This is a genomic window from Maridesulfovibrio frigidus DSM 17176 (assembly GCF_000711735.1).
Taxonomy (GTDB): domain Bacteria; phylum Desulfobacterota; class Desulfovibrionia; order Desulfovibrionales; family Desulfovibrionaceae; genus Maridesulfovibrio; species Maridesulfovibrio frigidus.
This window is the reverse complement of the sequence record NZ_JONL01000003.1, coordinates 146,585-170,440: the sequence shown is the minus strand read 5'-3', so window position 1 is coordinate 170,440 and position 23,856 is coordinate 146,585. Positions and strand designations below refer to the sequence as shown.

The 23,856-nt window shown below is 43.8% G+C and carries 23 protein-coding genes; 10 read left to right on the top strand and 13 right to left on the bottom strand.

From position 1 onward, the window contains the following. Positions 1–51 precede the first annotated feature (51 nt). The 6 genes from BR06_RS0108065 (at position 52) to BR06_RS0108040 (ending at position 5,719) form a co-directional block, all read left to right on the top strand. Positions 52–1,608: an ASKHA domain-containing protein gene (locus BR06_RS0108065; protein ID WP_031481961.1), complete on the top strand. Its 1,557-nt coding sequence runs from the start codon at positions 52–54 to the stop codon at positions 1,606–1,608. Continuing rightward, positions 1,598–3,034 carry a small ribosomal subunit Rsm22 family protein gene (locus tag BR06_RS0108060; protein WP_084154065.1) on the top strand — a complete coding sequence of 479 codons (1,437 nt, stop codon included), beginning with the start codon at positions 1,598–1,600 and terminating at the stop codon, positions 3,032–3,034. Before BR06_RS0108065 ends, BR06_RS0108060 begins: the two co-directional genes overlap by 11 nt. A gap of 20 nt (positions 3,035–3,054) precedes the next feature. After that, a complete protein-coding gene (gene lipB, locus BR06_RS0108055) occupies positions 3,055–3,693 on the top strand; it encodes a lipoyl(octanoyl) transferase LipB (protein ID WP_031481959.1) in 639 nt (212 codons plus the stop codon). Continuing rightward, complete coding sequence (gene lipA, locus BR06_RS0108050; protein WP_031481958.1) at positions 3,641–4,519, top strand: lipoyl synthase; 879 nt, start codon at positions 3,641–3,643, stop codon at positions 4,517–4,519. Before lipB ends, lipA begins: the two co-directional genes overlap by 53 nt. A gap of 70 nt (positions 4,520–4,589) precedes the next feature. Beyond that, on the top strand, positions 4,590–5,273 hold the full coding sequence (locus tag BR06_RS0108045; protein WP_031481957.1) for a Crp/Fnr family transcriptional regulator: 684 nt from the start codon (positions 4,590–4,592) through the stop codon (positions 5,271–5,273). 173 nt (positions 5,274–5,446) lie between these two features. Continuing rightward, positions 5,447–5,719 carry a DUF4242 domain-containing protein gene (locus tag BR06_RS0108040; protein ID WP_031481956.1) on the top strand — a complete coding sequence of 91 codons (273 nt, stop codon included), beginning with the start codon at positions 5,447–5,449 and terminating at the stop codon, positions 5,717–5,719. Between the two features lie 70 nt (positions 5,720–5,789). Here BR06_RS0108040 and recJ read toward each other — a convergent pair whose 3' ends face one another. The 10 genes from recJ to BR06_RS0107990 all read right to left on the bottom strand — a co-directional run bounded on the left by recJ (position 5,790) and on the right by BR06_RS0107990 (position 15,893). Beyond that, entirely contained in the window at positions 5,790–7,523 is a 1,734-nt protein-coding gene (recJ, locus tag BR06_RS0108035; RefSeq protein ID WP_031481955.1) for a single-stranded-DNA-specific exonuclease RecJ, read from the bottom strand. Between the two features lie 40 nt (positions 7,524–7,563). Further along, positions 7,564–8,427 (bottom strand): tetratricopeptide repeat protein, encoded by an 864-nt coding sequence (locus BR06_RS0108030; RefSeq protein ID WP_034602936.1) that lies wholly within the window; start codon positions 8,425–8,427, stop codon positions 7,564–7,566. A 17-nt stretch (positions 8,428–8,444) separates the two neighbouring features. Next, positions 8,445–9,137, bottom strand: a complete 693-nt coding sequence (pyrF, locus tag BR06_RS0108025) for an orotidine-5'-phosphate decarboxylase (RefSeq protein ID WP_031481953.1) — start codon at positions 9,135–9,137, stop codon at positions 8,445–8,447. A gap of 1 nt (position 9,138) precedes the next feature. Further along, positions 9,139–9,771, bottom strand: a complete 633-nt coding sequence (gene gmk / locus BR06_RS0108020) for a guanylate kinase (RefSeq protein WP_031481952.1) — start codon at positions 9,769–9,771, stop codon at positions 9,139–9,141. After that, positions 9,764–10,024 (bottom strand): DUF370 domain-containing protein, encoded by a 261-nt coding sequence (locus BR06_RS0108015; RefSeq protein WP_031481951.1) that lies wholly within the window; start codon positions 10,022–10,024, stop codon positions 9,764–9,766. The genes gmk and BR06_RS0108015 overlap by 8 nt, the downstream gene beginning before the upstream one ends. A gap of 11 nt (positions 10,025–10,035) precedes the next feature. Continuing rightward, positions 10,036–10,917 (bottom strand): YicC/YloC family endoribonuclease, encoded by an 882-nt coding sequence (locus tag BR06_RS0108010; RefSeq protein ID WP_031481950.1) that lies wholly within the window; start codon positions 10,915–10,917, stop codon positions 10,036–10,038. A gap of 95 nt (positions 10,918–11,012) precedes the next feature. Further along, the gene (mtaB, locus tag BR06_RS0108005) at positions 11,013–12,311 is read right to left on the bottom strand and encodes a tRNA (N(6)-L-threonylcarbamoyladenosine(37)-C(2))-methylthiotransferase MtaB (RefSeq protein WP_031481949.1); all 1,299 of its coding nucleotides are present in this window, start codon (positions 12,309–12,311) and stop codon (positions 11,013–11,015) included. Between the two features lie 78 nt (positions 12,312–12,389). Next, positions 12,390–13,646, bottom strand: coding sequence for a DEAD/DEAH box helicase (locus BR06_RS0108000; RefSeq protein ID WP_034602955.1), 1,257 nt, complete (start codon positions 13,644–13,646; stop codon positions 12,390–12,392). Positions 13,647–13,815: 169 nt separating this feature from the next. Next, the gene (locus BR06_RS0107995) at positions 13,816–14,805 is read right to left on the bottom strand and encodes a class I SAM-dependent methyltransferase (protein ID WP_031481947.1); all 990 of its coding nucleotides are present in this window, start codon (positions 14,803–14,805) and stop codon (positions 13,816–13,818) included. 230 nt (positions 14,806–15,035) lie between these two features. Then, a complete protein-coding gene (locus BR06_RS0107990; RefSeq protein WP_031481946.1) occupies positions 15,036–15,893 on the bottom strand; it encodes a ribonuclease H-like domain-containing protein in 858 nt (285 codons plus the stop codon). Between the two features lie 231 nt (positions 15,894–16,124). On the opposite strand from BR06_RS0107990, the gene BR06_RS0107985 reads away from it, so the two are divergent. After that, positions 16,125–17,105, top strand: a complete 981-nt coding sequence (locus BR06_RS0107985; protein ID WP_051676967.1) for a PilZ domain-containing protein — start codon at positions 16,125–16,127, stop codon at positions 17,103–17,105. 106 nt (positions 17,106–17,211) lie between these two features. Here the strand turns inward: BR06_RS0107985 and BR06_RS0107980 are convergent, their stop codons facing one another. The 3 genes from BR06_RS0107980 to BR06_RS0107970 form a co-directional block, all read right to left on the bottom strand. Beyond that, the gene (locus tag BR06_RS0107980; RefSeq protein WP_031481944.1) at positions 17,212–17,565 is read right to left on the bottom strand and encodes a hypothetical protein; all 354 of its coding nucleotides are present in this window, start codon (positions 17,563–17,565) and stop codon (positions 17,212–17,214) included. 5 nt (positions 17,566–17,570) lie between these two features. Then, entirely contained in the window at positions 17,571–18,176 is a 606-nt protein-coding gene (locus tag BR06_RS0107975) for a hypothetical protein (protein WP_031481943.1), read from the bottom strand. Positions 18,177–18,257: 81 nt separating this feature from the next. Then, complete coding sequence (locus tag BR06_RS0107970) at positions 18,258–19,835, bottom strand: glycosyltransferase family 9 protein (protein WP_031481942.1); 1,578 nt, start codon at positions 19,833–19,835, stop codon at positions 18,258–18,260. 311 nt (positions 19,836–20,146) lie between these two features. On the opposite strand from BR06_RS0107970, the gene acs reads away from it, so the two are divergent. From acs to BR06_RS0107950, 3 genes are all read left to right on the top strand, one after another. Continuing rightward, positions 20,147–22,132 carry an acetate--CoA ligase gene (acs, locus tag BR06_RS0107965; protein WP_031481941.1) on the top strand — a complete coding sequence of 662 codons (1,986 nt, stop codon included), beginning with the start codon at positions 20,147–20,149 and terminating at the stop codon, positions 22,130–22,132. Positions 22,133–22,348: 216 nt separating this feature from the next. After that, positions 22,349–23,206 carry a pirin family protein gene (locus BR06_RS0107955; RefSeq protein WP_031481940.1) on the top strand — a complete coding sequence of 286 codons (858 nt, stop codon included), beginning with the start codon at positions 22,349–22,351 and terminating at the stop codon, positions 23,204–23,206. Position 23,207: 1 nt separating this feature from the next. After that, positions 23,208–23,834, top strand: a complete 627-nt coding sequence (locus BR06_RS0107950; protein ID WP_031481939.1) for a nitroreductase family protein — start codon at positions 23,208–23,210, stop codon at positions 23,832–23,834. Positions 23,835–23,856 lie beyond the last annotated feature (22 nt).

Genomic DNA, 23,856 nt, shown 5'->3' with positions numbered 1-23,856 from the left:
CCCGCGTATATATGTTACGTTTGTAAGAAAAATTCCAAAAAATTACGACAAATGAAAAACACACTCACTGTGAATGTTCATGACGGAACCGTCCTTGAACTGACACCATCAAATGAGCTTAATCTTGCTCAAATCCTATTCCTGAACGGAGCTTTTAACGGAGTTCCTCTCTGCTCGGGTATGGGCCGTTGCGCCTTGTGTAAAGTTAGATTTGGATCATCCGCACCAGCTCCCTTGAAAGAGGAACTCAAGAAATTCAGTTCAGATGAAATTGAGTCTGGCTGGCGGTTATCATGCTTACACAAAGCAAACGCGGGAATAGTTTACCTCCCGCATCCAGAACGCGTTGTTCCTAAAATTTCAGGTAAATTTGCCAGCGGCCTTCCTGACAATCTATCACTCGCCGTCGACCTCGGAACCACGGGTATGCACTGGGCATTTACACTAAACGGCAAAATAGTAACTTCCGGTCAGGAGCTAAACCCGCAAATCGGACTTGGCAGCGAAGTTATGTCCCGTCTTGCTTTCGCGCAAAAGCCTGAGCAATGCAAAATTTTATCTGACCTTGTCACAAACAGACTTGCTGAGATTATTGAACAGACCGCGCCCGCAAAAGACATGGTAATCACGGGCAATCCTTCAATGATCTCAATTCTTGCCGAAGACAACATCGAAGGGCTAAGCCGTGCGCCATATTCACTCCCAAGTCCGGGCGGTGAGATTCTATCACTGAATCACGATCTTCCCAAAGCGTATGTCCCTGCCCATCTAGCTCCTTTTGTAGGGGCAGATATAACAGCAGGCATCGTTTCCCTTAATTTTTCAGACGCAGTTCCTGAGCCGCCATATCTTTTTGCGGATCTAGGGACTAACGGTGAATTTGTTCTATGCCTCACGCCAGATGAATACATTGTGTCATCTGTCCCCATGGGCCCAGCGCTCGAAGGCGTAGGACTATCCAATGGCAGAACAGCCGGACCGGGTGCAATTTCCTCTTTCACCCTCACACCTGCCGGACTTTCTCCGTCATTTATAAGTGAACCGGATAGCCGAAGCACTCCAGGTATTACAGGAACAGGATATCTCTCACTCTGCTCTATTTTGCTGAAATCAGGTGTGCTCACCCGCGAAGGACAATTCTCAAATGGAAACACTCCTTTTGCGGCGCGACTAGCCCAAAACATAACTGAACTACACGGCTCTCCGGCCCTCAATCTAGGCTCAAATACGGAGCTTTTACTCCCTGCTTCTGATATAGAAGAAATATTAAAAGTCAAAGCCGCTTTCAATTTAGCCATGACGGCCCTGTTAGATCAGGCCGGCCTGCCCCCTTCTTCACTGAATTCCTTAATTCTAGGCGGAGCAATGGGACAGCATGTAAATATTAATGATCTTGTAACTACTGGTTTTATTCCTGCTGAAACAGGTCCTATAACCCGCGCCGCAGGCAACACCTCCCTAGCCGGAGCTGTAATTCTCACAAATAATAAAAATGCTCGAGATTTCGCTTCAAATCTACCATCCCTAACTACCGTATTGGAGTTAGCAGGAGGAAAGGATTTTGGACCAAAATATCTCGAAAGGATGATATTTCAATATGTCTATTAGAGTCACATCACTTTTCCCATTACCACAAGAAAAAGTCACCAACACGCTAGAATACTATGAAAAGATATTGGATAAAGCAGCGCCTCTACGTGCAAGACATAGAGAGGAAGTCCACTACGCCATCCGCGATTTATCAAAAATGCTAACAGGTGATCGCGCAAGTTTACCCAAAGATTACATGGGTGATCCACGCACATTTAATGCTTACTTACGCTTTTTCCTACCTTGGAATTTATACAGGCTTACCCGCCTTTTTCAGGGCATGGATTTCGATCTGCCCAATGAAGGCGTCATAATTGACCTCGGAGCAGGACCGCTGACTGTCGCGCAAGCACTCTGGATTGCAAAACCTAACCTTCGCGAAAAACGATTGACCTTTATCAACGTTGACCGTTCACCAAAGCCTATGCGCGAAGGACAAAAACTATTTGAAGCGCTTGCACCCAAAAGCCCTTGGAAAATGGTTAACGTCAAAGGCGGCCCATCATCCAAGGTTCGCGAAAAAGCGAACCTGCTAATCACCGCAAACATGGTGAACGAAGCTTCATCTGGAATGCGCACGCCCCTTCCACTATGGGCAAATAAATTCTCTCAACAGATAAGCAGAATGCTCGCACCTAAAGGGAAAATGCTCATCATTGAACCAGGCATCCGTCGTTCGGGCCGCGTTCTTTCCCTTTTGCGTAATGAATTTATCGAGAAAGGACTTTCAATCCTAGCTCCGTGTCCACATAACGAAGAATGTCCCATGAGCGGTGAGCAAGGTAAATCTTGGTGTCATTTCAACTTTGACTCGACCCATGCTCCAGAGTGGTTACAAAAGCTCGCGAAGAAATGTCGCATGGAAAAAGATAACGTCAGCATGAGTTTCCTATACGTAGGTCAGGCCGATGCCCCTACTCCAGTGCCAGAAGAAAACAGTATGCTCATACGAACTGTTTCCGAATCGTTCAGAATTGACGATGGCGGATTCGGGCAATATGGATGTGCCGCAGAAGGTTTAATCCTACTTCTAGCCAAAGGCGAAGCAAGATCAATCTTCCCCGGTGGACTCGTAGGAATTCCAACACCAGAAAAACTAGAAGAAGACCTAAAATCAGGCGCAAAGATTGTTGAGCTGCCGACTCGCGCAATTCATAAAGCTGCGAATGCAAAGCCTTCTGACCCGAAATCTGATCACAAGTCAAAACCTGATCAAGATTCAAAACCAGTTGAACGTTCTAATTCAAGACCTGATTCAAGAAAAAGTCATTCTCCAAAGAACTCATCTGATTCTTGGACAAGTTCAAAAAAAAGTCATTCTCCAAAGGACACATCTGAGTCTTGGACAAGTTCAAGAAAAAGTCATTCTCCAAAGGACACATCCGATTCTTGGACGAGTTCAAAAAAAGAGTCCTACAAAAAAAATAAACCTCCCCGTAAATAAGGGTGGAAGGATAACTTCAATTGGATTTTATTGATCTGGGAATTATTCCCCATGATGAAGCTGAAAAAATTCAGATTGAAAAACTTAATCAGGTTATGCAGTCCGCTGCGCCTGAGACTCTCTACCTGCTAGAGCACCCCCCTGTGGTGACTCTCGGCAGGCAGGGAGGGCTGGACAATCTGCTGATCAGTGAAGAGAAGCTCCGTGCTATGGGTGCGGAGATTGTTCGTACTACCCGGGGTGGCAATATTACTTGCCATTACCCAGGTCAGCTTGTTGTTTACCCCGTCATGCGTATTGAAAAGCGGCGCGGAGGCATTAAGAAGTTCTTTCATGACATGGAAGAAACAGCTATTCAAACTGCGGCACGGTTTGGTGTTTCAGCGAACAGAAGCGAAGGTCAGCCCGGTGTATGGGTTGGTGACGGCAAGCTCTGCTCTATCGGAATTGGTGTGAAAAAATGGATCACTTACCACGGCCTTTCATTTAATATTTCCCGCGACATGACACTTTTCAATGCTATCACCCTTTGCGGCTTGCATGGCGCACACCCGACATCCCTTTCTGCTGAAGCGGATAAGGATATTGACATCGAGGATGTTAAAAATGTCTTTAAAGAAGAATTCAGAAGAATATTTGCGGATTCCTTCGTGGCTTAGAGTTAAGCTTCCGGCGGGTAAATCTTTCAATGACACTGCAAAACTACTGGCTGACCTGAATTTAAATACGGTCTGTCAGAACGCGAAATGCCCCAACACATGGGATTGCTTTTCGCGCAAAGTCGCCACTTTTCTTATCATGGGATTCGTGTGTACGCGCAACTGCGCCTTCTGCAATATTACTTCGGGTGATATAGATCCGCTTGATGCGGATGAACCGCGCCGTATTTCCGAGGCAGTCTCAAGGCTCGGCCTTAAGTACGTAGTGGTCACGTCAGTCACACGCGACGACCTACCGGACGGTGGAGCCCAGCACTACGCTGAAACCATCACACGCATTCGCACCGACCATCCTGATTGTAAAATTGAAGTACTAATCCCAGATTTCCAAGGCAACCTTGATGCGCTGAAAACCGTCATCAAAGCCGGCCCCCATGTCATCAATCATAATGTCGAAACTACCCCTGATTTGTACTCAGAAATTAGGCCTCAAGCAGACTACCAGCAAAGTCTTGAGATGCTGGATAGAGTAAAAAAATTGAGCAATAGTATTCCCGCGAAATCAGGATTAATGGTAGGGCTGGGAGAAACGGATAAGCAAGTTTACAAGGTTATTAAAGACCTAGCAGAAACAAATTGCGATATCGTGACTGTAGGGCAATACATGCGCCCCTCAAAAGAGCACCCAGCGGTTAAAAGATACGTTGAGCCACTTGTTTTCGAAGAGTATGCCGAGTATGGCAAGTCATTAGGAATAAAAAATATCTTTAGCGCACCGCTGGTCAGGAGTAGTTTTCAAGCTTCTGAATCGTTTGATAAGTTGTAAACACAATATGCTCGCAGATTATGTAAAACCAGAAATCGGGCAATCAACAGTTATAGCTAGGAGCAATTAAGTGGCAATAACCCCACAGCAGACAGTTCAGTTGAAACAAGTTTCCCGTGGAAATTTCTTGATGAGTAATGTGCTTAAGCACAATGTTCTATTTAGAGAAGGAACCAAAGGCGATGCCGCTTACATTCTGACTGAAGGTAAAATTGAGATATCCGGTACAGTTGAAGGGCATAATAAAGTATTTGCTAACCTCACGCCTGTTTCTATTTTTGGCGAAATGGCTCTTTTTCTGGATGAAGGCGTACGCACAGCCACAGCGACTGCCCGTGAAGACTCAAAGGTCATTAAAGTCACTAAAGATGATTTCGATGAATACTTGCAAAACTCACCCAAAGTGATCACCTCTATCATCACCGTACTCGTTAATCGCCTCAAAACTACAACCCAAAAAGCCATGAAAGTTCCGAGCGCAAACATGGGCGTAGTACGCATGCTAGACATGTTCGTTGCCAATGGAGCAAAAGAACTCAAATACGAGTCAACGCTTAAATCTCTAGCTGACTCATTTCTGACCACCACAGAAAAAATTGAACATTACATCCAAGAATTAGCTGACCAAGGGCTGCTTACCATATCTCGTAACAACAACGAACGCCGTGTTATCCAGATACTAGAACAAGATCTGTTCAAAACAGTTGTACAAAACAAAAAAAACAAGCTTTCTACCGAAGCGCCCTTTACTTAGAAAGAAATAAACAAATTTTGCATTAATAATATATTCATTATTGACAAAAGAGCTCACAGAAGTTTACGGAATAACTGAAGGTTGCAGTATTCAACAGCTTATTAATTGTTCGAATACGCTTAAATAAATGGCTTGCCGCGTGTCCTTATCACTTAATTTTAAAGGAGAAGGAAATGCCTAAATTTGTTATTGAACGCGAAATACCCAAAGCTGGGGATCTTAAACAGTCAGAATTGCAAGGAATTTCACAGACTTCATGTGGAGTATTGCAGCAGCTCGGGCCACAGGTTCAGTGGGTTCAGAGTTATGTTACAGATGACAAAATTTATTGCATCTACATAGCTCCAGATGAAGCTTCAGTCCGCAAACACGCCGAAATGGGCGGATTTCCGGCAAACAGCGTATCAGTAGTTAGATCTATCATTGATCCAACCACAGCTGAGTAAACGCACAACAACAAAAAAGGTTAGCTATTAATATAGCTAACCTTTTTTATAAAATAAAAGTGCGAATTTATTATTCAAGCTTACGAGTGAAATCCTTAACGATAATTTCTATAGTAGGAATCCCATTAAACTTATCAATCTTGGGTGAAAAAGCAAAACGCATCTTTGAACCAATTAAATTTGATCCCAATTTTTCGGCCAAGCGCCACGCCTTAGCTGTCATTTTCCTTTTCTTATCCAAATCAGCGATAACCAACTTCACATGTTCTTTACCCATGGGCCTGCGCTCCATAATTTCCACAGGTGTGGTTGTGAAAACAGGTTCAGGATTACCCATGCCAAACGGTTGCATCAACTCCATCTCTTTGAGCAGAACATAATCTACTTTTTCCAGCTCCAATTCTTTATCTACCTTAAGTGTGGGCTTTAACGGCTCCGGACCTACAGCATCCAAGACAGCTTTATCGAACCCTTCTTTAAGTTTATCAAAGTTTGCAGCAGGGAAAGACATGCCGGCAGCCAGCTTATGACCGCCAAAATTAGTAAATAAATTTGACATTTCAGTTAGAGCTTCATGAATGTGAAATTCGCGGGTAGACCTTGCAGATCCTTTGATAACACCATCATCTTCGCAAAGCATAATAGTCGGGCGATAATACTTTTCTACTACTCGCGAAGCGACAATGCCTATGATTCCGGGATGCCAATCGGGGGAGAAAAGCACCAGTCCAACCCTGTTATGAGGTGGGCGGGACTGTTCTTCAGCCTGAGCAAGGGCCTCTTGTAAAATACGGTCTTCTTCAGCGCGCCGCTCAGAGTTAAGTGCATCCAGCTCTTTTGCTATAGGACGGGCCGTTTCCATATCCTCGGCAAGGAGCAGTTTAAGAGCCTTGTCAGGATCACCCATTCTTCCGGCAGCATTGATTCTTGGAGCAAGCCCAAAACCAACCTGCCCTGCCCCGATAGCGGCAAACATATCATACTTGCTGACAACTTTAAGAGCAGCCAGACCGGGACGTTTTGCTTCTTTCAAAAGAAGCAATCCGTTCTTAACTAAAATTCTATTATGCCCTTGCAATTCAACTACGTCAGCAATTGTGCCTAGAGCTACTAAATCGAGATATTGTCTCAGATCCGCAGGTTCACCCGGAAGCAATCTGTTCATTTGCGCCATAAGCATAAAAGCAACCCCCACACCAGCAAGAGTGGCACATGGGCAATCATAATCTTTACCATTTAAGGTCGTCAGGCGTGGATTACAAACTGCAGCGGCAGGCGGAAGTTCATCACTCGGCAAATGATGATCAGAAACAACTACGGTCATCCCCATTTCATTCGCAGCAGCAATTTCTGCGTTATTAGTAATCCCACAGTCAACGGTGAGCAGTAGTTCCACACCATCATCACTTAGCTTCTGTAAATAGGGGATATTAAGGCCGTAGCCCTCTTCAATGCGGTTCGGGAGATGGTGAGTGCATTCAAAGCCGCGGGCTTCGAGGAAAGTTTTAACAAGCGCAGTTGAAGTAATGCCATCCACATCATAGTCACCCCACACAGCGAACTTTTTGCCCGCAGTGAGACCATCTACAAGCACCTTTGCGGATTCTTCAACACCGGGAATTTCAGTAGGTTTACATAAATTCCTAAGGCCGGGTGAAAGATAAAAATCCATTTCAGCGCGAGTTTTAAACCCTCTATTCCACAAAATTTCAGCCAAAAGTTCAGTAATGCCTAGCTCTGCCGCAAGTGTAGGTAAGGAAGAAGGCAATTCTTCTTCGCTTCTCAGCTTCCAAATAGATGGCAAATTAAACTCCGTTATTATTTATGAAAAAAAGAGATGGGGACTAAAAATTAAACTTCATATCAACAACAACATCGCTTTTTTTCTTTTCTTTTTTGGCGCTTATAATTTTAGCTTTCACATGGGCTGTAGGGGCAGCTTCATCATCAACCATAATAATATCGTCTTCACCGCACCCTATATTTTTCATATACTTTAAAAAGCGCCCAGCTTCTTCATGCTCCGGATTAATATCAAGGCTTTTATGAACATAATTAAGACATTCCTGAACCTTGCCATTTTCAAAATATGCGCGAGCAATATTCAAACACAAATTATCATCTCTTTTGCTTATTTTTTCTGCTTTATGATAATAATCAAGAGCCTGATCGATCATGCCGTTTTTGCGCAAACTGATCCCGAACTCATTAAATAAATGCTTGTGCTGTGGCTCAAACGTGGAATCGAGTACGACCAGACGCTTAAAAATATCGCTGGCCCGATCCGTTTCGCCCCGAGCAAGATATGTAAGCCCCAGCCCAAAATTTGCCCGTACATTGTGTTCATCAATCTCAATTGCAGAACTGAACTCATACTCAGCACTATAGAGCTCTGATCTATCACGGTGCAACTCCCCGCGAGCAATCGTTGTATCCAGCTCTTTCATGCGGGGTAAAACAACTTCAAGATAGTATTCAGGTTCAGGTTCATATTTATTGAGAAACTCTTCCATTGTAACAATAGTCTTCAGACCGGATGGAACTTCGCTCTCGTTTAAGGGCTGAACCTCAAGAGTCTTATTAGCAAGCTCGGCAACAAACCAAAACATCTTCTGTGTAGTACGCTTCGTAGTAGTACCCGTTCCCACACTTGCAGCCTGCATAGTGGAGAAAACTCCCTGAATCATGACATTTTGGCCTATCGACATCTATTTAACGGCTCCGACTAAGAGTTCATTTCAGCAATAATTCTGCGAGCAGCATCTGCTGGATCATCAGCACCGGTGATCGGACGCCCTACAACGAGGAAGTTTGATCCTCTGCTAACAGCCTGAGCTGGAGTTACAACTCTGCGCTGGTCATCAGAAACACTTGCAGGTCTGATTCCCGGAGTCAGGCATAGAAAGTCGCTACCGCATTTTTCTTTAACGGCTTCAACTTCAAGACCAGAACAAACAACCCCGTCTAGTCCTGCCTGGGATGACGCAAGGGCTAGATCAAGAACCGCATCGCCAAGTCCATTTGGAACCGCAAACGGAAGATCTTCTTCACCCATGCTTGTGAGCACAGTAATAGCCATAAGCAAAGGACCTTCGCTGCCGGTTGCAGCTTCTGCGCGCCCTTCACGAGCAGCAATTGCCATACGCTCTCCGCCCATTGCGTGAAGGCTGAGCATATCAGCCCCGCCTAAAGTTGCGGAACGCACAGCACCCTTAACGGTGTTTGGAATATCAAAAAATTTGAGATCAACAAAAACTTTAAAACCCATCTCCTTAAATGTGGAAATGAGCTGTGGCCCTTCCGCACAAAAAAGTTCAAGACCGACTTTAACCCACGGGGCAACTCCGCGAACTTTCTCGGCCATCGCAATGGCATCTTTGGCATTCTTAAAATCGAGGGCAACAACTAATTCAGACATACTACTCCCAACTGCTTAATACACTTTCAAGAAGTCCCGGATTGGTACAGGGACGATTTTTTCCGGCATGATAAATAGCTCGCAGCTCAGAATAAGCTTGTTCGAGATCATCATTAACGATCCAGAATTCAAACTTAGGAGCTGAAGCCATTTCTTTCATAGCATTTCTAAGTCTGCGAGAGATAACCTCGGCAGAATCGGTATTTCGTCCTTCAAGACGAGACCGTAAATCAGAATATGACGGAGGCATCAAAAAGACAAATATCCCGTCAGGCATAGTTTCCATGAGCTGCATTGCACCCTGAAAATCTATATCAAAAAGAATATCCATACCTTTAAACAACATTTTTTCAACAGGCTTTTTAGGAGTCCCATAGAAATTACCATGGACCTCTGCCCATTCAGCAAATTCTCCAGCATCACGCTTGGTGATGAACTCCTCAGTGGACAGAAAATAATATTCCCTGCCGTGAGCTTCACCTTCTCTAGGTTCACGAGTTGTACACGAAATGGAAAAACCCACTTCTGAAAATTCCTTGCGGAGTTTCTGTACCAGAGTACTTTTCCCGGTACCAGAAGGGGCACAAAGTACGAGCACCTGCCCTTTTCTGGGCGGTCTTGAAATATCAGTCATTATCAACCTCTTCAGATGTATAACGATGTCCGATAGTTTCTGCCTGAATAGCTGATAGGATTACATGATTGGAATCCGTAACTATAATTGAACGTGTTTTACGTCCCTGAGTGGCATCAACAAGACGTCCTTCCTGCCTCGCTTCTTCACGAAGCCTGCGCATCGGAGATGAGGAAGGATTGACAATGGTAATTACGCGGCTGGAAACCACGTAATTACCGAAACCAATATTAAGTAATGTTTGCTTTTGCATTTGCAACCAAACTATTCGATGTTTTGAACCTGCTCGCGGCACTTTTCAAGCTCAGCCTTGAATTCTACAACTACACGGCTGACTTCAATATCCTGACACTTGTTACCACAGGTATTGATCTCTCTGAATGTTTCCTGAAGAAGGAAATCAAGTCTTTTACCGGCATCCTTATTACTATTCAGAACTTCAAAAATACGGTCGAGGTGAGCATCAAGGCGAGTAGCTTCTTCTGAAACATCAAGTTTATCAGTAAGAATAGCAACTTCCTGAATCATTCTGTCTTCAGAGTACTCAGCGCCGAGAGTTTCCATCATATTAGTAACTCTTTCAATAAGAGCAGCGCGTCTCATTTCAAGAATTTCAGGAACTTTAGCCTTAACGGTTTCGCCGTACTCTTTAAGTAAGGTGAAACGTTCTTTAAGATCGACAACAAGATCATCACCTTCAGCTTGTCTGGACTCACGCCAGTTAGCAAGAGCGCCTTCAAGCCCTTTAGTGATGGAAGCGGCTAGTTTAGGATCCGGCTCGCTTGAAGCATCTCTCCACAAGGAAGATAGGCTGAAAAGTCTATTGTAATCAGGAGTAAAATCTACGCCATCAGCAGTCGCCATATCGCGAACCTGAGTGATCATAGCTTCTGCCTGAAGTTTATTCAGACCGATTCCGAGAAGCTCTGCGCTGAAAACTTCAAGATTCAAGGAAATATCAACTCTACCACGAGAGCCATATTTTCTGACCAATTTTTCCCAACGGGATTCGTATCCACGAAGGAAACCGGGCAATCTCCATTTAAGATCAAGGTAACGAGAATTAACGCTACGAATTTCCCAACAATGGGACCATTTATCTTCAGTAGTCTCAAAACGTCCAAATCCAGTCATGCTTACAGGCATTTAAGCCTCCTTACTTTTTAAATATCATTTAAACAGCACCATCTTTTGTGCTGCTCATCAATTTTATATTATCATTTATATATCAACAGCCCGGCTCAGATAAGACGGACAATCAATTTGTCATCAATAACCTTTACAGGAGCAACTTTCACGAGTTCACGCGGAACAGCTCCTTCAAATCCTTCCTCAAAAATACAGGTAGAATAAAACTCGCAAACACCTGAATTCTTATTTTGAAAAAGGATTCGCAACGAATCTAATTCAGAAATTTTATTTAAAAACTCAGCCTTCTTTTCTGCGACTAAACCACGCAAAATAGCACCGCGTTCTTTCTTCACAGAGCCGTGCAATTGATCTTTCATCTTTGCCGCCGCCGTGCCCGGCCTCACTGAATACGGGAAAACATGCGCATAAGATAGAGGGAGTTTTTGGCAAAATTCGAGAGTATTGTTAAATTCCTCCTCAGTTTCGCCGGGAAAACCCGTCAATATATCCGCTCCAAGCCCGAAAACAGGCCATATCTGGCTTAGCTTCTCAGTAAATGCAAGCGCATCCTCAGCCTTATAATGCCCCCTGCCCATCCTTTTAAGCACAGCGTTATCGCCGCTCTGCAAGGATAAATGAAGCTGCGGACAAATTAATTTTGAAGCTGAAAGAACCTCCAAAGCCCTTTCTTTTAGCTGTCCGGGCTCAAGTGAGCTGATACGAAATCTGACTTTCCCGCCCCACTCGGAACCAAACTCGTTTTCGATCCGCTCCATGAGATCCCAAAAATCAGGACGTCCTTCAAACTCACGACCGTAGTGACTGAGATTAATGCCACTAATGATCATTTCTCTGAATCCGGCCTCAATTAACCGCTCAATTTCAGCCAGTACATCTTCCATCTTCCTGCTGACACTTGGCCCGCGAGTAATAGGAACAATGCAATATGTACAGCGATGAGAACAACCATCCTGAACCTTAACAACAGCTCTTGTTCGCTTATAATCTTTGATTGCAAAAGGCTGAAAAACAGTTTCCGCCCCGCTATCTTTAGGCTGGTCACCAGACTCACCAGCTATACCAGTAAGTTGCAAAAGATCTGCCTTACGTTCCTGTGGAATGACCTCAATGACACCGGGGAGTTCCGCTAGTTCTGCACCAAAAACTTGCGCGGCACAGCCCGTAACAATAATATTGGCATCAGGGTTACGACGGTTAAGATTACGAATAACCTTCCTCAAATCCTGCAAGGCCGATGCTGTAACAGCGCACGAATTGATCACGACATCATCAGCATCTTCATCATTTACAGCCTGCTCAAAACCCATCTGCGCCCAGCGCTGGCGAATCGATTCACTTTCGTATTGGTTGATCTTGCAACCTAGTGTGGTGATCCAAAATTTTTTCATATTTCTACCTAAGTTATCCTGATCATATAACATGGAGTCTTAAGATATTAAACTGCTAACTTTATACGCCAATGGTACTTACTTATCTTTTAAACTTTGAAGCTTATCGGCTTTCTTTTTGCGCCCGGCCTTACTCAGCTCTTTTTGCAAAGCCTCATCAGGTACAATTGGCAAAGGCTTGGGTGCTTTATAATCAAACTTATCTAAATGATGAACAGAAAAACCTCCACCAAGCTGCGTCTCTATCTTTTCAACCTTGGACACATCCTCAGTTGCGGTAAAAAGAAAGGCAACTCCCTTTCGAGACTTTTCATCGATCATCTTTATACGATGTCTATATATTTCAATAGTATCTGGAATATCGTAATTAATGACATGTGTAATAGAAGAGCACTTAATGCTTCGCGCAGCAAGGTCAGTCGATACAATAATTTTAAACTTGCCGCTCTTAAAACCATCCAGCACGCGCAAACGTTTACTTTGCGCAAGGTCACCATGCAACTCTGCGGCATTAAACCCATATTTTATAAGTCTAGCGGCAAGCCGATTCGCCCATCGTTTAGTCCTGACAAATATTAAAACACTTTCTGACTCAATATCCTCAAGCAGAGACTTCAAAAACTCCTGTTTGAGATGAACAGGTACAGGGCAGCATATATGCTTAACCGTTTCAACTGGAGCTGTGTTTGCAATTTGAAATATTTCAGGCTGACATAACACTTCTGAACTGAGTGTACCCACTCCCGAGTGGAGTGTTGCAGAAAACATCAAATTTTGACGTTCAAAAGGAAGCTCTGCCAACACAGTTTTTATATTATCTAAAAAACCCATCTCCAGCATGCGGTCAGCTTCATCGATTACTAGTGTATCAACTTGCGATAAATCAACCTCACTACGGCCTATCATATATGATAGCTCAGCGGGACATGCAGTCAGCAGTGATACACGGGAAATATCTTTAACTTGTTTTGCGGGATCAGCTTTATACGCGGCACTACTCGTTTCATTAGGACAAGCAAGTCCACTGCGCATTCCGGTCTGCTTACCGAGAGATATAAAATTTTCGTGTATTTTTTGAGCTATATCAAGAGTAGGAGCTAGGACTAAAACGCGGATGGGGCCGCGTGTTTCAACTCCATTTTTTACCAACTTCTGCAAAATAGGCAGTACGAAGGAAGCGGTTTTTCCCGTGCCCGCCTGAGTAAAGCCCAGCACATCGCGGCCAGCTAAAACAGCAGGTATAATTTTCTCTTGAATCAGAGTAGGTGTATCCTGGCCAGACGCGCGAACCCCCGAAGAGATGCGAGAATCAAAGCCAAAAGAATCAAAACTCAAAAAAAACTCCATTGCCGCGATACAAGATAATGCCGTGTAGAGCGCGCGGACTATCATATATTTATTACGCACTGTAAAGTGAAATGGATTGCCGTTCAAACATAAAAAAGCTCCTTAGGCATTTAGATACCAAAGGAGCTTTTTGAAATTCTTTATAAAACGGCTTAATTTACCAGCGATGAGAAAGACGAGTTTTGGACCATTCCGATAAGTATGGCATCAGTTCATTACCAAGTTCATGGAGAGGCACAATATTCCCTTCAATAATAATACCCTGCGGAAGAAGATTCATATCGTGATATTCTTTCGGCCCTAGAAAGGCAGTATTCTTTGCTAGCAGCACAGAAACATTCATTTCCTTACAAAAAGCAATTAGACCTTCAGGGAAAAAGCCTGCGTTCGCAATGTTCTCACCAAGTGTCCCGAAAAGGGTTTTACTGATGGAAACAAAATGTTCCCTGCGCAGCGGCTGATGCATAGCAGCAACCATTTCATTCGAAACAAATGAAACCTGCTTATTTAAAAGAGGTTCATAATTGCGTTTATCTCTAGCATCACCTAAAATGATATCAGCTAAGCCTAACTCATTGAAAATTTTATAGCTCTGCAGTCCAACCATTTTGTCATACTCAATTCCGTAAAGAGTTATCTCTTTAAAGCCGAGCCTACGAGCGTGAATGTGCTGAGCAAGTAGCAAAATACCAGTTCCGGTTCCAATATCAAGACCAACATATTCGTCTGATTTCTGGAGCTTAGAAGAAAGTTTTTGAGTAATAATGGAACGAATAATATGACTTGTCTTAGTGATATCGGCTAGCATCCTTAGAGAAAAGGACCACTGACGCAAGTAATTCATCAGCTCAATGTCATCGTCAGGTTCATTAAGACTGCTGTGACGGCTGAACATTTCACAAAGCGCACTAATATCCTGCAACGGCACAACTTCATCAAAACTACCCTTGTGAACATAGCAATAAAAATATTTGAGAACCATACCCATAATCATGGGATCTGTTACAGCTACAGTAGGATCACTAAGCATATCGACATCTTTAAGCAGTGAACTATCAGTATAAAGGGATGGGTCGATGACCAGATCCTGTGTGAATTGGCGCGGATAGCGAACTTTTTCAGCTTCCATGGCGGTCTGTTCCTGCATCTCCATTCTCTCCTTACAATCATCAATATGTTAATTAGGCACTCTTTGCCCTTCCCTCCCCATATTGCATAGACCATACCCAAATTTTACAGCCACCTCTTCATTCGCAATCTCTAAAAAAATTAAACCTATTATATCAGGAGAATACAAAGGAAATATTTTTTTTAAAACGACAAAAAAAAGCCGCCTTCAAATAATGAAAGCGGCTTTTAACAGGAAAAATATTCACGTTAGAATTTACGGAAAGATCCTCCAGAAGGATATCTGCGCCTAATGGAATCTACCACGCTGATATGAGCATTGAACGGATTACCCGGGACCGCAGCCGCGGTTATCGGCTTTAGATCATGCTGGGGAAACCTTTCTATATGAAGGTTATACGCCAGAATCATAAGGTTTTCGAGGTTCACGCTATCTAAAACATTATATGCTAATAGAGTTTCAAGCGCTTTTTCATTGCCGGACATTTCATATTCATTCCACAAAAGAACAGCGAAATAACCATCAAGTCCGGCCGCGTCGCCACGATCGATGCCGAAATATTGTTCGATACCCTTTAAGCCGCCGGTTATTCCAAGCGATCTGAAAACAAAGCGCAAATCAATATGAGCTGCATTAATTTTAATGCCGAAATATTTCTCTATAAAAGGCACATCAAAGCATTTTCCATTGAAACTTACGATCATGGGATACTTAGCAATCTCATCTTCAAAATCATGAAGATTGCGCCCCTGAACATAGGTTTTCACTTCACGGCCATTCCAGAGAGCTATGGTCGTAATATCGCAGGAGTGGGCATCTGTGCCTGTAGTTTCTATATCTATATATGCGATATTATCCTGAAAATGAGAATACATACGCCACTGATCAGACGCCGGAAGTCTATCCGCAAACCAGCGAGGGTCTCGCCCTTTGAGACGCTCCAAAGATTCACTGCAACCTTTTTCAAGCTCACTGATTTTAGCATCTGAAAAAGGCATGTCAGCACCTTTAACAATGTCTGACCAACTACTTATTCCAGAATTCCATATTTTGGCCTCGGTAGTATTACCGATCCCTTTAAGATGACAAAAAGTTCTTTCGAGCATATCAAAACCTTGCGTATATATTTCTGTCTGCAGTTAAAAACACCGCAGATGGAGATTTAAATTCAACCTTGAACCACTTCACTAACTATTCATTGTAGCGGTCAATAGCGGTAATAACCAATATAGTCCAGTTCGAAGCCGACATTGACAATTTATTGATTTGGAACCTACATGAATAAAACTTAGAGATATTTTTTGTCATCGTAAAATTGTCATTACAGGACATATATAATGGAAAATTTTGATTTTCAATCCATATTAGATAAATTAGACAAGCTCGACTTCAGGCACTGGTTAGACAAACTGGATTTAATGGTAATTAATCCTGCCATAGAACTGTATAAGTCTCTTCCGCCTGAATCTCTGCCTATCATTCTGGCTATAGCAGGTGGAATTGGACTGCTAGCCTCAATCATCGGCTATATTATCCTGCGTCCATCACCTAAGAAGGGAAGCGGATCTTCCGGTAAATCCAATAATTTTATCTCATCGTTCAAAAACGACGGTGTAATATTAGACATCGCAGAACCAGATGCGCATGACAATTTATTCGCACGCGCTGTTATTACCGATATTCAGGAAGATAGACTCCAGCTTGAATTAGTAGAAGATCTGGGGCTATCAAAAAACACCGACTCCAGACCAATGCTGATAATGTTCCCGCCTGAGAAAACAGAAACCGGATCAGTTAACTGCTTTAAGACCATAATGGTTTCAGTCGATTGTCGAACTGAAAATTGCGGGCGGATAACAATCAGCACCCCGACCAAGTTTTCCAGCGTTAAGCGCCGTCGGCATAAGCGCAAAAGAGTTATTGATCAGCAATTTATACGGGTCAAAATGTGGCTCGGAGCACCTGACACAGACGATGCATCTTTTGCAGACGCAGTTCCAGATTTGGCAGTAAACTCATATGACCCAAGATCGGGTGGTCACGAAGATAACGAGGTTATCAACATTTCAAACGGAGGAATCGGAGTCAGCACTCCGCTGATACTGAGCGAAAACAAGTTTGATACAGGGACCAATGTGCTTATCAATATTTTCATGTTCAACTTCCGCCAAAAGGTATTTAAACCTTATTGGTATGCTGGACAAATACGCACAGTTGAAAACATTGATAGAGCAACATGTCGCTTAGGAGTTGAATTCACCATGAGCGGAACTCTCCATGATGAAAATGAGCAACTCATTGACTGGACAGAAATATAAGCATTTAACGGATAAAACCCCGGCAAGAATATTATTCCTGCCGGGGCGAATCATGTCGTACCGTCATCTAACGCAAAGGGCTAAATCTACAAACCGGTCTATAAGTTTATCCGACCTTATGGATGTAGCGGTTCTTCATAAGAGGAGTTCCTTTCGCAACTCCTAAATATCCTCGACACCGCACTCCGTCCTTTTTGGCCTGACCAAGATCCTCTTTAAGAGTTGCATGTAACTTCTTTGCTACTGAAGTAAGCTGTCCTTGAAGGGACTTTAGCTTCTCAAGCTTACCTGTAATGGCATCAAGACTTACACTTTCTTTAGTCTGCAAGGCCTGACTGGTATAAAGCACTCTTTTTTCAGTAATCTGAAAAGCTTCTTCAACTTCTCCGGCTACCAGATACTTCATTTCCTGATGGCCCAAATCCAAAGCCTGATCTAAAAGATTTAAAGTATCTGCCATAACAGTTACCCCTTAGCTGCTTCTCTGACATCTTCACGAATTGCGGAAATAACATTCTTCCACTTTTCAACTGAAGGCAGGAATTCATATTCAAGTAAATCTGCAAGCAAAATCCAATCTTCATTTTCAAGCACTTCAGTCATTTCAGTGAAAAGACTGGAAAATTCATCTACAACAGCCTCAAAACCAATCTTTTTGCTCAGGGAAAATTGATCCCTTAGAGTTCCGACCATGCCAAGGAAGTCTCTGGTTACATCAAGTAGATCCTGATATAATTCAAGTGCTTCAGCATCATCAGCCTGTCTGAAAAGTTCAGCAACCTGCTTACCGCCACCCGCCATGATATTCACGACTTTGTATAGTTCAAGGGTAATGCTGCTAGCCATTTCGACAGTGGTAGAGCTTTTGATTTCGAGAGATTCAACTTCAGAAGTTTCGATATCTTCTGATTGATTCGGGTAAATTTCGCTGAAAGGTTCATCGTTTACAAACACATCAGTTACAATGCGATCAGCAAGAAATCCCTGCTCGATAACGCTTTCGAAAACCTGCTCCAGATTCTCAAAACTTCTAATGTCCATGTCCCTTTTTTGTCCATCGATAACGATCATGATTACTCTCCTTCTAAAATTGGTACGTATTTTTTTCCGGTTAGTCCGGTACACTGGAGAACATACAAAAGCTATGCCAACTTATTCAAAAGAGGAATGAAGCGCAAAAACAAGCCCTCTGTAACGCTCCAGAAGAAGAGCAAGTCCATCCATGGAATCATGCGCTCTGGACTCGAAATACCAGAGAGAAGAAAGAACAACCAACTCTGGCTTTGATGAAAAAATATCCTGTATTTTCTGAAAGTTAGCTAAGAATTTAACTTTCATACTTTCAATAGGATTTGCCTGTAGCAATAGAGCCTGTTTGGTCAAAAGAAATAGCAAATCGCGGGCTTCTGCTAGAGGCGGAACCAGTTTTGACCGAAATTCTAGAGATGGGACCACATCTGCTAATTTAAATGTGGAAAGGTCTTCCCCGTCAAGAAAACGACGGTACAAATCCCTTTGAAGCTTGATCCATTTATAGCGGTCTGAAGTATCATGACCAGATAGCGATGAAAGTGCCATAAACCCCTGACCATCGCGCCCAGTAAGATATGCGCGCGCGCCTGAATTTTCTGGGCTAGCCCACTGTCCAGTCGACAAAAAATGTGCGACAGCTTCAAATACATAAGTCCCGCTGACTTCGTGGCGGCACATATTACCGCTTGGGCAGGGAACTCCAAACGGACAAGGATGACAATCTGCATCAGGCTCAAGACAAAGTAGGTTTTCCGCAGCAGGGCCAGTATCCCACGGCTGCGCGGTAGCCAGAAAAATAGCAGCAACAGGTACGCCGCGTCCGGCAGCAAGGTGCATTGTTCCGGTATCGTTAGTAACTAGAATATCTAGCTTACCAAGAACGGCAGAAAGTTCCGACAAACCCGTTTTACCCATAAGATTAATAGGTGGAAATGATGCCCCCTCAAGAATCCTGCTACCTATGCCCTGTTCACCCTCTGTTCCCAAAAGAACCGGAACTCTGCGCAATTCATTCCATAATTTATTGCCTAGCTCCCTGAAATGTTCAACAGGCCAACGCCTGCGGTCTTCACTCGCTCCGGGCTGAAATCCAACATAGCCTTGAACGCCATCGACCTGCGTACCTTCATATATGGGAGGTGTAAGTAACTCATCTGCGACAGCGTTCATCTCAGTAGATGGTTCCGCAAGCTTAAACGGTACAGTGTCACCAAGCCCTGCGACTCTATTAAATAGATCAACTACATTAAAAGGGCTGGCCCCTCTATTGGCAGACGCAACTTGTAGAAAGCCGGCCCAAGGTGAGGTGTCGGCATTGAATCCAAAATTATCCACGGCAAAACCGCGAAGTTCGCGGACCTTATTACCATTGCGGGTCAAGCGCATTGCTAGCAAACGGGCCGGAAGAGACGGCGTTAGATTAATGATCAGGTCTGGATCTATTTGCTCTTCAATCTCAGCGCAGAAAGATTCAAATAACAACAAGGCCTCGCGCCAATCACGATCAAGCGCGGCAAGGAGAGAAGCTCCGGGCATGGCAATAGTGCTTGCGACATCGCGCATAAGAGCCGTTGTTCCGGAAAAATTATCAAGACACATTATACTTGGTTCATATCCGGCAAGCTTAAGCCCGGAAATAACGGGCTGAGTCTGGAGCAAATCTCCGAAACGAGTAAGATTTATAACAAGTGCTTTCATCACGTGGAGCTTCCTTTCTTTAATCTTTTTAAGAGAATATACCTTGGTAACATCAGTATACAAGCTCGGGCAATAGGAACAAGATGCTGCAAACGGTAGCTTTTTCAGTTTAACGGGTAATTAACACCGCCAAACGGCAGTTAGTTCCGTCCACGCTTTTATCCTACCGTTTATCGAAAACCATGTGCATCAAAAGTGAAAAGTGTATATAACTAGCTCATCCGGTCAGAAAAACCATTTGTGGGGTTACAAACCGGATAACCCTTTTCTGCACAATCAGGCACCTATTAACTCTCAGGAGGTTTCACCAAATGACTAAAGAGAACAAAATTGAAAGCCTTTCTACCGAAAAAAGACTTTTTAATCCTCCCACCAACGTACCTACAGCGTGCGTGAAAAGTCTTGAAGAATACAAAGCCATTTATGACCGTTCTATTAATGATATGGATGGATTCTGGGCCGAACGCGCAGAAGAGCTCATCACATGGGACAAAAAATGGGACACAGTTCTAGAATACGATTTCGACAAACCAGAAATTAACTGGTTCAAGGGCGGAAAGCTGAATGCTTCTGCAAACTGCTTAGATCGTCATATTGAAAATGGTCGCCGCAACAAAGCTGCACTTATCTGGCAGGGCGAGCAGGACGATGAAGTTAAAGTTTACACTTACGACATGCTTCACCGTGAAGTTTGCCGATTTGCAAATGTTCTTAAAAAAATGGGCGTAGAAAAAGGCGACCGCGTTTCTATCTACCTTCCAATGATTCCTGAACTTGCTATCGCAATGCTTGCATGTACCCGTATCGGTGCACCGCACACTATTATTTTTGCAGGATTCAGCTCCAACAGTCTTCGCGACCGCATCAATGACTGTGAAGTTAAGGTTCACATCACAGGCGACGGCGTACTTCGCGGCGGCAGAGTTATTCCTTTGAAGCCAAACTCCGACGAAGCACTCAAAGAATGTCCAACAGTTGAACAATGTGTTGTTGTTCCAAGAGCTGGCAACGAAGTTGAAATGGTTGAAGGTAGAGACAGATTCTGGGGCGACCTAATGTCCGACCCGGAAATTTCCAACGACTGCCCTTACGAGCTCATGGATTCTGAAGATCCTCTTTTCATTCTCTACACTTCCGGTAGTACTGGCAAACCTAAAGGTGTTTTCCACACAACAGGTGGTTACATGACCTACGCAGCTCATACCTGCCAATGGGTTTTCGATCTTAAAGATGATGACGTTCACTGGTGTACCGCTGATATTGGCTGGGTAACAGGACATTCATACATCGTATACGGACCACTCGCTCTCGGTGCGACCAGCATCATGTTCGAATCCGTTCCGACCTATCCAGATCCAGCTAGATTCTGGCAGGTTTGTGAAAAATTCAGAGTTAATGTTTTCTACACAGCTCCTACTGCCATTCGTGCTCTAATGCGTGAAGGCGACCAGTGGGCTGAAAAATATGACCTCTCCAGCCTGCGTGTTCTCGGAACAGTTGGTGAACCTATCAACCCCGAAGCATGGATGTGGTACCACGATAAAATCGGTGATAAAGATATCCCGATCGTTGACACATGGTGGCAGACTGAAACAGGTGGTCACGTTCTTGCTCCTCTGCCTTACGCAACGCCGACTAAGCCAGGCTCCGCAACACTCCCTCTGCCCGGCATCGATGCATCGATTGTTGACAGACACGGCAAAGAAGTCGGTCCGAACGAAGGTGGATTCCTCGTTATCAATAAACCTTGGCCTGGGATGCTTCGCGGCGTTTGGGGTAATCAGGAAAGATTTAAACAACAGTACTTCCAGGGCTTCCCGGGCGTTTACGAATCCGGTGACGGAGCTCGCGTGGACGAAGACGGTTACTACTGGATCATGGGCCGCGTAGATGACGTTATCAACGTATCCGGCCACAGACTCGGAACAGCTGAAATCGAATCAGCTCTAGTTTCACATCCTAAAGTTTCTGAAGCAGCCGTAGTTGGTATGCCTCATGAAGTTAAAGGACAGACAATTTACGCTTACGTAACTCTTAAAGCAGAGTTTGACGAAGATGATGATATGACCAAAGAACTGCGCATGCATGTTCGTAAGGAAATTGGACCTCTGGCTTCTCCGGAAGTTATCCAGTTCTCCCCATCTCTGCCTAAAACCAGAAGTGGTAAAATCATGCGCCGTATCCTTCGTAAGATTGTTGAAGGCGACACCGCTAATCTCGGTGACACCTCAACCCTCGCAGATCCGTCAGTTGTGACGACTCTTATCGAAGGTTACGATGAAATCATGAAACCTTAATATTAAGGTAATTTAGTCCGGATCAGGCCGGGTGTTCAGATGCTTTTGACTATTGGAAGGTGGCAACAATAGCATTCTGAACCCCGGCTTTCTTATGTCCAATGACAAATTTAACGCTACCTACATTATATTCCTGCTTACAAAGTCGCATCTTACTGATATCCTCAAGCCATTCTCCCTTTCGGAAGAACAGAATTCCAGAATAAAGGAGCTTATGTGCGACGCGAAATTCAACAAATATTTAAGGGTGAACCTGTAACCGAAGGTGCCGGAGTAAAGCTCCACCGCGCCTTCGGATACTTTGAAGCATCACTTTTCGATCCATTCCTGATGCTGGACGATTTTCGTTCACACAATCCAGCAGATTATCTCAAAGGATTTACATGGCATCCCCATCGCGGCATCGAAACCATCACATATATACATAGTGGTGATGTAGAACATGATGACAGCCTTGGAAATGAGGGCACTATTTCAGCTGGGTGTGTTCAGTGGATGACTGCCGGAAGTGGTATTGTTCATCAGGAAATGCCCAAAGGAGATGAAAACGGGGCAATGCTCGGCTTTCAATTATGGGCAAACCTGCCTGCTTCCCATAAAATGATTGATCCATATTACCGTGAAATAACGAAGGATGAAATACCTGAAGTTGTGCGCGAAAATGGAACCGTTATCAAAGTAATTGCAGGAGAAATAGACGGCATAAGTGGCCCGGCAAGAAACATTGCCATCAACCCGCAATACTTTGATTGTATTGTTCCCGCAGGACTGGAATTTGTTCACCCTATCAATAAAGAATATACCGCCTTCATATATATTATTGATGGAGATGGAACTGTGAACGGAACTTTGGTAAAAAACCGCTCCCTCGTATTGTTCGAAAAAGGAGATGAATTTGCGGTAACCGCAGGTGAAGGCGGAATACGTTTCCTACTTATGACCGGCAAACCTTTAAATGAACCAATTTTCTGGCGCGGCCCAATTGTCATGCACACCAAGGAAGATCTTGATCTTGCATTCCGTGAGTATGAGGAAGGGACATTTGTGAAACAAGGTATATCAAGGGGGAAATAATATGGATTTCAACGATACTCTGACCAAAAGAAGAGCTGTTAATTATTTCGATACAGAACGCGATGTCGACGAAGCTCTTTTAAAAACCGTTATTGAAAACGGAGCAAAAGCGCCTTCCAGCTACAATCTCCAGCCATGGAAGTTGAAGATACTTCGCGACAATAAACAAAAAGCTGTGCTTCAAAAGCTTGCCTTCGATCAGCCAAAAGTCACCGAAGCACCAGTTATACTAATTGTTCTAGCCGACCGTGATGGTTGGAAAGAAGGAAGTAGTTCACTAGAAAGTGTTTTTAAAGACAATCTTGAATCTGGAAAAATGCAGCCCGAACAGCGCGACTGGTTTTTAGGTGCAACCACAGGACTTTACGGAAGAGATAGTGAGGCGTCACAAGCTTTTGCCAATAAGAATGCAGGCTTATTCGCTATGTCACTAATGTATTCAGCATCGGCGCAAGGTCTTGAGACCCATCCTATGGATGGTTTCGATCATGACGGCGTGAAAAAAGAGTTTAATATCCCCGACAATTATTGGATTCCTATGCTTATAGCTGTCGGTTATTTGAAACCTGGAGTAAACGTTCACCCAAAAGGCTGGCGTCAGACATATAGTGAGATGATTTTGAAATAATCCTCCCTGCCAGCGGCAAAAA